Source organism: Variovorax multivorans (assembly GCF_051216835.1).
Taxonomy (GTDB): Bacteria; Pseudomonadota; Gammaproteobacteria; order Burkholderiales; family Burkholderiaceae_C; genus Variovorax.
The window spans coordinates 103,914-116,456 of record NZ_JBPJZL010000009.1; the positions used below are offsets into that span (position 1 = coordinate 103,914).

Consider the following 12,543-nt stretch of genomic DNA (forward strand, 5'->3'; position numbering starts at 1 on the left):
CGGCGGACTATGATTTCTGCTTCACTCAACTCTTGGCCGGCGCACCCGGCAACCGGTCATGGTTGACGTACTGGCGCCCTGCTTCCAGGAGTCTCGAAGGGTTCTCGACCTGCAGTTCCATCAGATGAATGCCTGACCGCTTGGGCACCCAGCATCGCCACGTCAGATAGACCGTCGCCAGATCGGAGTTCAGATCCACATGGACGCCGTCGAGCATCATTTCCTGAGGGGCAGTGCCTCCATCTTTCCAGTGCGCCATGGCGGACAGCTGCACGCCAGGCAGCCAGACCTGAATGTGGGTGTGGTCCGGATGCATGTGAAGAAGCTGCAGTTCTTCGTCGCCGTTCAGGCGCTCCCGATGAATGAGGTCCGGCGCCGCGTACTGGTAGAAGCGGTAGTCGAAATCGTCCGGCAGCAGAGGATGCTTCGACGCGAGCCATGCATCGTCGAAAGTGCCCGTGTATTGCTGGCGGGAACGCCAGACCGGCGGAAGCGGAGCGAAGCCTTGCGGCACGTAGTCACGGCGACGCCAATCGAGAACGGGATCAGCGGGATCCTCGATGCAAGGTGCGGGAATATCGACATCCGAAGGGCTGTGGTCTTCATCGACGATGCCGCATCCGATCGGGTTGAAGCGATGCACGTCCGTCGGTGTCTCATCGTCTCCCGAGCCGGGTATCGGGCCTCCAAAGGCCCCGCGCCAGTCGAGTGCGACGGCCTTGACGGGACAGGCCTGCGAGAGCGCCCAATCCTTGCCGGTCGATCTGTCTTTTTCTTGTTCCTGCGTGGTGGCGCAGCGCCAGACTCTCGGCCCGTGGACCCTCAGAACCTTTTCGAGCTTGCCCAGACGCACGCCGGTGATCCACGAGCGGGCTTCCACGCCCTGAGGCGCCCAGCTCGCGCCCAGGATGGTGAGGTCAGCCGCCGGCTTGAAAGGCACGATGTCGCAGGTCCGCACCAGCAGGCCGTTGGCTGCGTCGCCTTCGTAGCGGTCGGCAAGTTCGAGTTCGTCCTGTCGGGGCGCGAGCACCAGCGGAGCGTTCGGCACGACATGGAAGCTGCCCCGCACAGCGAGCACGGCCATGTCGGTACCGTCGCTGTGAAACTGCGAAAAGGCCAGAGCGGAAAAAGGCGTGCGATTCTCGAGGTGTGGCGCCATGACTATTGGGTTGAAGACCGTCGAAGCTTGCTTGCCGTCACTGACGCAGCACGGTGAAGATGACGCAATCACCTTCGCGGCGAATGGCAAAGAGTTGGGCCGGGAGCAAGGCCATGGCCTGCGGAATATCGGTGAACGCCGCGGGATCGTCCGTGGTCAGGATGAGCACCTGCCCTGGTGCACTGCGGCTCAACGCCTTGCGCAATCGCAATATGGGCACCGGGCAGCGCGTGCCGCAGGCATCGATCTGAAGGGCGTCGCTGGTTTCGGGCGCAGCCGGGGCTGGCCGTGCGGGCAGGAAGGGAGCGGTCGACGGATCCGGCGACGGGCTCGTCACGGTGTGCCCATCGTGCGGAAGTCGGGCATGGTCACGATGCGCTGCAGATGCAGGCTCTCGATGCCTGCCAGGGTGGGTCTGAATCCGACGCCGACCACGCGGCCATCTGGAAGGTAGTGGACGACGCGGTAGTTGCCATCGCGGAAATCGACACTGCGGCCGAAAGCCGTGTCGGCGCTCAACTTGCGTTTGGCGCTCTGAGGCGTCTCAGCGCTGACGTTGAGACCGAAGGGCAGGGGAAGCCTGGAGGCATCGATTTCGAGGTCATAGAGCACCCACGCTTGCGGATCGGCTGATGCGGCGCGTTCGGCGAAGGGGTAGAGCAGCGTCATCTTCAGACCGCGCGAAAGGCTTGCGTAGTCCACCTTCTTTGCAAGCCCCGAGGGTGGGCACTCGGTAGGCGTCAGCTCTGCCCACGAGGCAAATTCCAGCAGCCACTCGGCGAGGCCGCAGCAACCGATGCGCTGCGCCGCCTCGCTGACCCAATCCATATCGCGTTTCCACCGTGCCATGACTGCCTATCGGATCGGGGGATTACCGGGAAACGGAATGCGTTCCCAGACCGTGCCGTCGAAGCGCACGATGTCGGCATAGCCGATGGACCACAGGACGTCGTCGACCACCTGCAAGACGTGACAGCCGCGAGACTCCGGGACCAGACCTGTTCGGACGGGTTCGATCATGCTTTTTTCGCGGACGTACAACCCATCGGACGCCGCAAGATAGACCCTGCCCTTATAGACCTTCACGTCGCTATAGCTTCGGCTGCCGGCAATTGAGGAGAGGTCCGAAAACCCGTTCGCCTGATTCCCGAGCAGCAAGGTCCCGTTCTTGCCGCACACCCAGACGGATGCCGAATCTCCGATGCAAAGCCCGCTCAGTTCCTCGCTCTCCGTCGCGAGCTTTTGCCATACGTCACCCTTTCGAAAATAGAGCAAGCCGGCGTTCGTCCGCAAGTCCCACCCCACCGCATAGATGGCATCCTTATTCTCACCATCGACGGCATTGAGAAAGATGTTGTGCGTCCCCTCTCGCTCCTGGAGAAGGCCGCGATCGACGTGTTGCCAGGTCCCGTCTTCGTCACGCGCGTAGATTTGCCCGCCGATACCGCAGGCATACAGCCGCTCGCCGATCTGGCGAAGAGCGATCAGGTATCCCCAGCCTTCCGAGTCATCGGCCCACAGGCCGGCGCCAGCGACGCGCTCCAACTCTGGCGCCTTTCCGATCGGCAGGTGGACGATATCGCCGTCCTCCGACGCAAGAACAATGGACGCGGCGGCCATGGACGACGAGCGATACAAGGCGCCTGCCCGAATTGTCAAAGGCAAATCGAAGTACTGCCATTGCACATTCTTGTCTGCATCGAATATGCAGATACGTGCAAAGCTATCGAAACGCTCTTCGTATTTCGAACAGGACACGACCAGGAAGTCGCGCGACGCGGCAACGCCTGTTTCGATCCTGAACTCAACTTCTTCCGGGGAGGTGTTGAACTGTTCCATTGATGTTGCGCTTCGACAATGTCACAGCTATTCACCGGATCGACGGATTGCCTGGGAACGCAATACGCTCCCAACGCGATCCGTCGAAGCGCACGATGTCGGCATAGCCGATGGACCACAGCACCCCATCGACCACCTGCAAGACGTGGCCATCCGCATGGTCTGGATCGAGCCCCGTCTGGACGCGTCGCGTCGTGCCGTTGTCATGGACGTAAAGACCTCTCTCCGTCGCCAGGAAGATCTGCCCGTCGTAGCTCGTGATATCGACGTAGCTACGGGTGTCGTCGAGCTCCGAAACGTCCTTGAATCCATCGATGCGATTTCCGTGCAGAACGGTTCCACGGCGACCGCACGCCCATATTGAATCGTCGCGCTCGGCATGGATGCTGCTGATCGACGCGAAACTGGACGTCATGGGCTTCCAGCCACGGTTGTTCCCGCAGAACAGCACGCCGTCGTTCACGTTCGCGCGCCAGCCTCCGACGTAGACCTCCTGTTCGTGGGGCCCGGCTATGGCGTTGAGGGTGAGCCCGCCAGTCTCGGTCTTGCCCCGCAGCAATCCGGTACCGATCTGCTCCCAGGTTCCGGCATCCGATCGCCGATAGACCTGGCCGCCGCCGCCGCAGGCATGGAGGCGACTGTCGATCTGCGCGATCGCGTTCATGGTCCCCCATCCCTCGGAGTCGTCGCTCCACAGCCCCGATCCCTCGATGCGCTCGGTTACGGCGGGCTCGTTGGGTGGCATGTACATCACGTTGCCTTCTTCCGTCAGAAAGACAAAGGCGGGCACCGCTACCGCGTCATCGGTATGGCGCGTCGGGGAGAAAAAAGTCGCGTCCGAGACTGTGGCCGAGAGGTCGAAGTAGCCCCACGGCGGATTCGCTCCCGCGCGAAATCGACACAGACGAGCAAAGCCTTCAAAGCGCTCCTCTGCGTTGGAACAGGTCAGAAAGAGATCGTCGCGCGTGCCAGCTACCGCTGCTTCGAATTGAAGCTGGATCGCGTCGGGTTTGATCAGAGGTTTCATCGCCGTGCCTTGACGCCGCCTCGCTCACCCGGTTCATGTCTCGCGTCCACAGAGCCACCGAAGCTACAGGATCGGAGGATTTCCCGGGAACGGGATGCGCTCCCAGACTGTCCCGTCGTAGCGAGCAATGTCTGCATAGCCGATGGACCACAGGACGCCGTCAACCACCTGCAATACGTGACCATCGCGGTACTCCGGCACGAGACCCGTGACGACGGGCTCGATGATGCCGTTCTCATGGGCAAACAGTCCCTCAGGAGTGGCAAGGTAGACCCTCCCACCGTAAATCTTGACATCGCTGTAGTTCCTCGAATCGTCCAGTTGAGAGACGTCCGCAAATCCCGTTGACTGATTGCCGTGCAGCAATACGCCGTTGTGACCGCAAATCCAGATGGAATCGCTGCTCTCGATGCACAGCCCAGTGAGTTCCGCCGTATCGACGGCAATGGGCTTCCAGGCACCATCCATGCGAAAGAACAGCAGACCTCCATTGGTGTCTGAATTCCAGCCTGCGGCGTAGAGCGCGCGCTCATCGGTACCGTCAATCACATTCAGGAACAGGTTGTGTTCGCCCTCAGGTTCTTGCAGCAGGCCGTGATCGACATGCTCCCACGCGTCTTCGCCAAGGCGCTGGTAGATTTGTCCGCCGCCTCCGCAGGCATATAGATGCCCACCGATCTGACGCAATGCGTTCAAGTAGCCCCAACCTTCGGAGTCGTCGTCCCACAGGCCTGAGCCGACCACACGCTCCATCTCTGGTGCTTTGCCGATCGGCAGATGGACGACATCGCCGTTTTCCGAAGCAAAAACGAAAGAGGCAGCCTCTGATGGAGAAGGATGATGCAGGGCACCGGCTCGTATCGTGAGAGGCAGATCGAAATAGTTCCATTTGACCGGCTTGTCCGCATTGAATATGCAGAGGCGGGCGAAGCCCGCGAAGCGATCCTCGATCTTCGAGCACGAGATGACCAGCCGGTTGCGCGTCGCAGCGACACCGGTTTCGATCTTGAGTTCGGGGGCTGACGCAGTGGTGTTGAACTGTTCCATGGATGTGTTGATTTCACTCTATTCAATGGGCCATCCCGCGGACTTCAGAGCTTTGCGGGCAGCTTCTTTCACGGCCTTCGATGCCGTCTTGTAGGCTCGAACCAATGCATCCTGCGAAATCTTCTGGAAGTACTCGTCTGTAGCAGCTTCGAACTTCCCCTTGCAGTCCGGCTTGGCCTTGGCCAAGGCATCGTAGGCAATCTGCTTGACCTTGTCGAAGGAGACGGTCCCGGTGGCTCCGCCGGCCGCCTTGATCGCGCCATCCATCAACTCGTGAACGCGGGCATGTTCCGCATCGGTGAGGCAGATCGCCGGGCCTTCGTTGAGCGACGGGGCTCCCGGCAAACGCGCGCCGGGTTCAGTCCGCGTGCCGATCCGCAGGATGTAGTCCGCGATGATGTGGTGCGATTGCTGATTGGGTGGGCATTCGTTCTTGCCGTGGGCACCTGGGTTGCAGGGATCAGGCTTGCCCTCGATCTTCGCGCCCTCTTCGGGATTTGGCTTTGATGAAGGCGTCACCTCCTGTTGGGACTGTGGGGCCGAGGCCTGCTGCTGCGCTCGCGCGCGCTCTTCGGCGATCTGCGCTTCGACGGCCTTGCGTACTTCCGCGTCGTAGTCACTGGCGCTCGCAGGCCACCAGGAGTCGTACGCGCTGGCCTTGTACTGGGCGAGGTGCTCAAAGGCCTGGTCGTAGATCGCCTGTTCCTGCGGTGTCTTCGGATCTATGCCTTCCAGGACTTGTTTTGCGCCAGACCTGCCCAGGATGAGGCTGTCGCCGGGCATAGGTGCGCCCTGGATGAGCCAAAGGATGATCAGGAATCGGCTCGCCGCGCCGGCCTTGCCGGCCAATCCCGTGCCGCCCGACGGACGAGGCATGCCGGGGGGCGGCCGGAAGACGTTGTCGTTGGCAGCCGGACCGGGCTGGAACGTTGGCGTCGGCCTGACTTGGGGGATGGTCGAGGGGCGCACGTCGCTAACCGGCGCGTTGGGCATCGGCTGCAGTTGCGCCTGCGCGAGCAGGATTGGTCTTTCGCCCAGCGCTGTGCGCACAAGGCTCGAATAGCCGGTCGTGCTCGCAGCAGGGATGAGACGCGCCTTGCCGGTTTTTTCCTGTTCCGTCTCGTAGGTCTCTATGACGGCGCCGTCAGCCTGTGCCCGCGCCAACAGTGCTTCGGCCTCGCTGTCGTCGATGGCCGGATCATCGTTGGGTGGCCAGTGCTTGCTCCGATCTTTCTTGTAGATCAACTCGCCGACAGTGTTGCGCCTGTTCATCCAGAAGCTGTCGCCGTCACGCACCAGCCACTGGCCGTTGACGCGCACTATGGTCGATGCCGTCTTGGGTTCTGCGATGTCGCCGACCGTCCCCGACTTGATCCCTGTCGCCGTTCCGGGCTCGTCACCGTTGACATGCGTAACCACACTGTCGAACTTGAACGCCTTGAGGCCGGTGAGAAAGACGTTTTGCGATGTGTTGGCATCGTCACCAAGCTTGCCGGTGATCTGATACGGAATGGGAGGTGTGGAGGATCCGATGGGCGTCTTGCACACATCGGGGGTTGTGCACACCACGATTGCCTCTCCGACGTCCCGGCCTGCTTCAGGAGCTGGATCGCTGCCGGGGGTTTTCGGCCCTGGCTTGCCCAGGATCACCGCGACACGTGCGATTCGACCGGGGATCAATCCGGGTTTGGACGCAGACGCGCCTGCCTTGGGATCCAGTGCCATGGATGATCGATCCTCGCGGCGTCTTCAATCAGCAGAGATCGATGACCTTGCCGTTGATCCGCACCGCGCCAGTGGCGCGGAAGTCGAACCTGGCACCGGTGAGCGTGACCTGTCCGTCCTTCGTCATCTCGAGCCGGCTCTTGCCAACCGTGATGACGAGCTTCTCGCCCACGTCGAGCGAAAAGTCTTCGCCGATGGTTTCGTTCTTGCTCTTGCCGACGGCCACCGTCTGGGTAAGGCCGACCAGCGAGGTCTTGGCTATGCCCACCTCCTCCGACGAGGTGAGCGCCACGAAGCGATTCATGTTCTGCAGCACGGTCAACAGTTCGTTGGCCTTGATCGTCTCCATGCGGTTGTTGCCGATCGTGATGGTCTCGTCGTGGCCCACGGTTTCGGTGCGGTCGTGCCCGACGTGAACCGTCTCGTCGTGGTCGATGGTCTTGCTGCGGTCGTGGCCTACCCAGTGGGTTTCGTCGTTCTCGACCTCGATGTCCTGATTGCGCTCGGCATGCAGCCACACCTGTTCCTGGCCCTTCTTGTCCTCGAAGCGCAGTGCGTTGGCGTTGGCATCCGTTGCGCCTTCGGAACTGCGCGTGAGCAAACCGCTTTGCGTGGCGTTGTCCGGCAAGGTCCACGGCGGCATGTTGTCGGCGTTGTAGACCCGGCCCGTCACGATGGGGCGGTCGGGGTCGCCGTTCTCGAAGTCGACGATCACCTCCTGGCCGATGCGCGGAATCTGGATGCCACCGAAATTGGTGCCGGCCCAGGGCGAGGACACGCGTACCCAGCAGGAGCTGTTTTCATCCTTCGTGCAATAGCGATTCCAGTGAAAGCTCAGCTTCACGCGGCCGTACTGGTCGGTCCATATCTCGCGGCCCGCCGGGCCTGTGACGATCGCGGTTTGCGGTCCCGTGGTTCGTGGCCGCGGCACCGTTGGCGTCGAGGCCCTGTAGACCTTGCTGGTTGGAATGACCTCGAACTCCACACGGCACTCGAACTCCTGCTGCGAACTGGCGTCGCCCACGTCCTGCAGTCGCAGACTCGTGTTCGTCACAAGGTACTGCCGGTTCGATTCGTTCTGGGGATGCCGCTCCAGCGTGATCAGGTACCCCGGCACCACGGCCCGCAGGTTGCCCGCACCGTTGGCGCGCTCGCCCTGGCTGCCCGTCTCTTCCATGCGTGTACGCACCAGCTGCTCGCCTTCGGACTCCACGACGTAGTCGCCCGGCCAGTCGTAGCGCTCCCATGAGTTCTGCGCGGTCTTGCGCGGCATTGCGCTGACCTGCTGCAGCTCGGCCTTGGGGCGCTTGAAGTCGAAGTCGTCGGTGATCCAGCGGCCGCTTTGCAGTTCCTCGCAGGCATTGAAGCGGTCGCAATGCTCCTCCCGCACGGTGGCATCCGCCGCATGGAAAGGAATGGTCTGATAGCCCGCGTGGGCGAATGGCTGGTGCGAAGCCATGTCATCGACGATGACCAGCCTGTGATTGTTCTCTTCGTGTTCGAAGTAGTAGTAGAGCCCCCATTCGTGCAGCAGCCGTGCGACAAAGTCGTAGTCGGTCTCACCGTACTGCACCTGGAATTCGCGCGGCGGGTAGCTGCGGGTGGCCCGCACATCGAAGGGAAGGCCGTATTTGCCGAGGACATCCTTGACGATGTCCAGCACGGTCTGGTTCTGGAAAATTCGGTAGTCGCTGGTGCGCGTCGCCAGGGTCAGCCAAGGCTCGATCGCGGCTTCGTACAACGCACGGCGATTCTCCAGGCGCAGGAACCTCACACGCGTTACCAGGCCAGAGATGTGGCGCCGGTCCGGACCTGAGCCGGGACGACCGTCCAGCACGACATGCGCGGTGAGCGCCTCGCCGACCAACTGCTTGATGGTCACGTTGGCGGCCTGACGCTCGTTGTAGCCAGGCTGCTCGGGCGTGGCGAGCGTGAGGGTGTAACGGAACAACGTGCTCAGGCCTTCGCTGCCTTCGATGGCCACCGGCTCCAGGGCCGGCTCTCCGCCGAGTGTGGGCATGGCAGCCGCAGAAACGCTCAGAACGCGCGCAACTTGCGTAGAGCCTGTTGGCATGTGAGATCTCCCTGATGCTTGAACTTACAAGGCAGGACGGGGACCGTGATGCCCGTGGTCCCGTCGAAACTCGTTCGCTACTTTAGTAAAGACCCGTTACCCATATATGACCTGAAAACCGTCCAAGTCATTTTTCTCATGCGTTTGCGAACTTCTTCTGTAAGAAATACAGCCTCCTCTCCAGCGGCCCCTTTCTTTTCTTAATTCTTTTTTGGACACTGGGCGCTGCTGGCTGTAGCAGGGCAAGAGAAACTTCATCGAGCCGTTTCGGCGGATGTCTGCAGCCGCGTCGCGCAGAATTCCGGCTCGATGGAAGCTGCATCCACATGTTCCTTTCTCGCAAACCGAAGCCGCCTCCTTCGAGGCTCATGCAACTTCACGAGTACATCGACCTGCTCCATGGAGGCACCGAGGATCACGCCGCGAGCGATGCAATCAAACGCAGTGCCGTGGAGCTTGCCGGCAGTCTTTGCGAACCCCTGCGATTGAATGCATGGACGGCTCCCGGGCTGGCGCAGGTTTTTGCCCGCCAGCAGCCCATGCTGGATTGCCCTGATTTCGGCGTGGCGGAGGCGGCGAACGAAGCCAACATCCGTCGCTGGATTCCGTTGCTGAAAGACAAGACGACTGCGTTCGCAGTCATCGAGCGGCGCGGCGGAACGTACATGCAGGTGTTCGCCGACGCCAAGGGCTTTCAAGCGCTGGGAGTGGTTCGAGCTGTAGGCGGCCTTGGGGCAAGGCCAACTCAGTCCAGGCCCTTCCGCGCGAGAAACCCGGACATCAGGTCCGCAACCTGCACGTTGTTGAGATCGGAGAACGGGAAGTGCGTATTGCCGCGGATGCCGAGCTCCGGCAGATGCACCAGCGTTGCGTCGCCGCCGTGGCGGTTGATCGCTTCCGTCCACAGCCGGGCCATCGCCAGCCGCACGCGCCAGTTGTCCTCGCCGAAGTTCTTCGAGGGCTCCTCGGGAATGTTGTCGCCGTAGTAGACGACGATCGGAATCCGCGTCAGCTTCGCAAACTCCGCCTTCGGCACCGCGAATCCTTCGAGCGGGCCCGTCATGCTCTGCATCGGCGCAGGCACCTCGCCTTCGGGAAAAACGAAGCCGCTGCCCGGCTCATAGGACACGACCGCGCGCACATTGGGGTTCTTCATCGCGGCTATCCATCCCAGCCCGCCGCTCTGCGAATGAGTGACGAGCACCCCTGGACCGATGCGGTCGAAGAGCGCCGAAACGGCATCGGTCGCGACCTTCGCGTCGAACGGCCCGGTGTCCGGAACCATCTGCCTGAAGTACTGGTTCAACGCCTCGGGATCTCGCGAGAACTGCGCGCCCGCGAAGAAGTCGGGCCAGCGGCCCAGGCGGAACATGTTGAACCAGCGCTGGTCGTCCGGTGCAGCGCTGATGGTCGTGCCCACCGTGCTTCGCGCCGCACCGCCGCGCCGGGGCTGGTCGACCAGGTAGACCGGGAAGCGGCGTCGCAGGAAGATGGTCTGGTAGCCCTCCCGGCCATCGGCGGTGGTCTCCCATGTCTTGCCGAACTGCCCGAAGCCGTGCCACATCACGAGGGGAAGCTTGCGGGCGTCGACTGGCACCTGATAAAAGACACGCGCATGATCGCCGTGCAAAGTCTGGCCCTCTGCTCCGGGGCTGCGGATCACCGTGCCGCCGACGGCGAAGCTGCCCTGTTCCTTGATCATCAGCGCAGCCGGCTGCGCGTTTCTGTCGTCGGCCGCATGGGCGGGCACGGCGGGCACCACGCAGGTCGCGAGCGCCAGCGCAGCGGCAATGAGTACGCCAGCCACTGGCGAATTGTTCTGCCCGGAGTGCATCTCAGACGCCGAGCCGCCGTTCGCTCATCCACTTGACGATTGCCGGATCGCGATGCGAGAAGAAGCTGCTCGTGCCGGTTTCGAGCTCTGCGATGCGAGCCATGTCCGACTCATCCAGCTCGAAATCGAAGACGTCCAGGTTCTCGACCATCCGCTCCTTGCGCACCGACTTGGCGAGCGCCACGATGCCGCGCTGAACAAGCCAGCGCAGCACGACCTGCCCGACCGACTTGCCGTACTTTCCGCCGATGTCCAGCAGGGCCTCGTTACCGAACAGGTTGTTGCGGCCCTCGGCGAACGGCGCCCACGCCTCGGCTTGCACTCCGTTGTCGTGCATGAACGTCGCGCTGTCGGTCTGCTGATGGAAAGGGTTCACTTCCACCTGGTTCACCGCGGGCGCCACTTCGTTGAAAACCTTGATGTCCATCAGCCGGTCAGGGTGGAAGTTGCTCAGGCCGATAGCGCGGAGCTTGCCGGCCTTGTGGGCTGCTTCCATCGCCCTCCACGATCCGTGCACGTCGCCGAAGGGCTGATGGATCAGGTACAAGTCGAGATAGTCGAGCTGGAGGCGGCGCAGCGACTTGTCGATGGCCAGCAGGGTGCGCTCGTAGCCGTTGTCCTCGACCCAGAGCTTCGTCGTGACGAACAGCTGGTCTCGTGCCACGCCGCTGCGGCGCAGTCCCTTGCCGACAGCCTCTTCGTTCATGTACGAAGCTGCCGTGTCGATCAGGCGATAGCCGGTTTCAATGGCATCGACCACGCTTTGCTCGCACTGCGCCGGGTCGGCAATCTGGAAGACGCCGAAGCCGAGGATCGGCATCCGCACGCCATTGTTCAAAGTCACGTACTGCATATCGAGTCCTTTCATCAAGGCCGCGTCGCGAACACTTCGCGAGCAACGCCGGTTGCCGTCACCGCGTTGGGCCAGCCGGCATAGAAGGCGAGGTGCGTCAGTGCCTCGACCAGCTCGTCTTTGGACAAACCGTTGTCGAGCGCGCGGGACATGTGCGAGCGCAGCTGGTCGGGCCGATTCATTGCGATGAGCGCACTCACGGTGACCAGGCTCCGGTCGCGCGGCGAGAGACCCGGCCGTGCCCACACGTCGCCGAACAGCACGTCGTCGGTGAGCTGAGCCAGCTTCGGAGCGACGTCGCCAAGCAGGCGCTGGGCCTGCGATGGCTGCGCCGGCCCAGCGGCTGCAGCAGCCTGCGGCGCGCCGTACTGCGCATCGCTGACCTGCTCAAGCCAATCCACCGCCTTGCCATCGAGAGCTTCCGTGATGGCGATGTGCGTCATCGCGCTGGTGGGAGCGGCCCCATGCCAATGCTTCATGCCCGGCGGAATGTGCACGACGTCGCCTGCCTTGATCTCTTCGATCGGGCCGCCGAGGCGCTGCACGCGCCCGACGCCAGCGGTGACGATCAAAGTCTGCCCCAGCGGATGTGTGTGCCACGCAGTGCGCGCACCGGCGGCGAAGCTCACCGAGCCGGCGGACGTGCGCTCAGGCCCGGCCGGCGTGTAGAGCATCTCGACACGGACGCTGCCGGTGAAATTCTGTGCAGGCGCACTGTTCGCCGCGCGTGTGCCGGCCCGGGAAATCTGCAACTCGGGCTCGGCGGCCGCCACGGGCGGCAACATCGAAAGGGCCAGCGCGGCTGCGGCGAAATGCTTCATCGGGTTCTCCTTGGTTGGCTGCGCGGACGCAATATCCACGCAGTCTAGGAGCCGCATCCACACCCGAATAGACGGCAAACGCTTGTTGGATTGACAAGCCGGAACGGACAATCGGCGCTGCCGCGCCCGGCTTACTCGCAGCACGTGTTGCGGAGAACATCCTT

12 protein-coding genes are annotated in these 12,543 nt (G+C 62.5%); all 12 read right to left on the minus strand.

Features of this window, described 5'->3' with window-relative positions; genetic code table 11:
- Positions 1-25 precede the first annotated feature (25 nt).
- Positions 26-1,159, minus strand: coding sequence for a DUF2169 family type VI secretion system accessory protein (locus ACSFCA_RS23675; RefSeq protein WP_435460987.1), 1,134 nt, complete (start codon positions 1,157-1,159; stop codon positions 26-28).
- A gap of 37 nt (positions 1,160-1,196) precedes the next feature.
- A complete protein-coding gene (locus ACSFCA_RS23680) occupies positions 1,197-1,496 on the minus strand; it encodes a sulfurtransferase TusA family protein (protein ID WP_435460988.1) in 300 nt (99 codons plus the stop codon).
- Positions 1,493-1,987, minus strand: coding sequence for a hypothetical protein (locus ACSFCA_RS23685; RefSeq protein ID WP_258351139.1), 495 nt, complete (start codon positions 1,985-1,987; stop codon positions 1,493-1,495). The genes ACSFCA_RS23680 and ACSFCA_RS23685 overlap by 4 nt, the downstream gene beginning before the upstream one ends.
- A gap of 27 nt (positions 1,988-2,014) precedes the next feature.
- Entirely contained in the window at positions 2,015-2,998 is a 984-nt protein-coding gene (locus ACSFCA_RS23690; protein WP_435460989.1) for a beta propeller repeat protein, read from the minus strand.
- A 31-nt stretch (positions 2,999-3,029) separates the two neighbouring features.
- Entirely contained in the window at positions 3,030-4,025 is a 996-nt protein-coding gene (locus tag ACSFCA_RS23695; RefSeq protein ID WP_435460990.1) for a hypothetical protein, read from the minus strand.
- Positions 4,026-4,088: 63 nt separating this feature from the next.
- Positions 4,089-5,072, minus strand: a complete 984-nt coding sequence (locus tag ACSFCA_RS23700; protein WP_435460991.1) for a hypothetical protein — start codon at positions 5,070-5,072, stop codon at positions 4,089-4,091.
- Between the two features lie 18 nt (positions 5,073-5,090).
- Positions 5,091-6,797, minus strand: a complete 1,707-nt coding sequence (locus ACSFCA_RS23705) for a DUF4150 domain-containing protein (protein WP_093172702.1) — start codon at positions 6,795-6,797, stop codon at positions 5,091-5,093.
- Between the two features lie 28 nt (positions 6,798-6,825).
- On the minus strand, positions 6,826-8,817 hold the full coding sequence (locus ACSFCA_RS23710; RefSeq protein WP_435460992.1) for a type VI secretion system Vgr family protein: 1,992 nt from the start codon (positions 8,815-8,817) through the stop codon (positions 6,826-6,828).
- A gap of 308 nt (positions 8,818-9,125) precedes the next feature.
- Entirely contained in the window at positions 9,126-9,569 is a 444-nt protein-coding gene (locus ACSFCA_RS23715; protein WP_258351144.1) for a hypothetical protein, read from the minus strand.
- A 47-nt stretch (positions 9,570-9,616) separates the two neighbouring features.
- Positions 9,617-10,705 carry an alpha/beta hydrolase gene (locus ACSFCA_RS23720; protein ID WP_435460993.1) on the minus strand — a complete coding sequence of 363 codons (1,089 nt, stop codon included), beginning with the start codon at positions 10,703-10,705 and terminating at the stop codon, positions 9,617-9,619.
- Position 10,706: 1 nt separating this feature from the next.
- Positions 10,707-11,558 carry an aldo/keto reductase gene (locus ACSFCA_RS23725; RefSeq protein ID WP_435461135.1) on the minus strand — a complete coding sequence of 284 codons (852 nt, stop codon included), beginning with the start codon at positions 11,556-11,558 and terminating at the stop codon, positions 10,707-10,709.
- A gap of 14 nt (positions 11,559-11,572) precedes the next feature.
- Positions 11,573-12,379, minus strand: a complete 807-nt coding sequence (locus ACSFCA_RS23730; RefSeq protein WP_435460994.1) for a (R)-mandelonitrile lyase — start codon at positions 12,377-12,379, stop codon at positions 11,573-11,575.
- Positions 12,380-12,543: the final 164 nt, after the last annotated feature.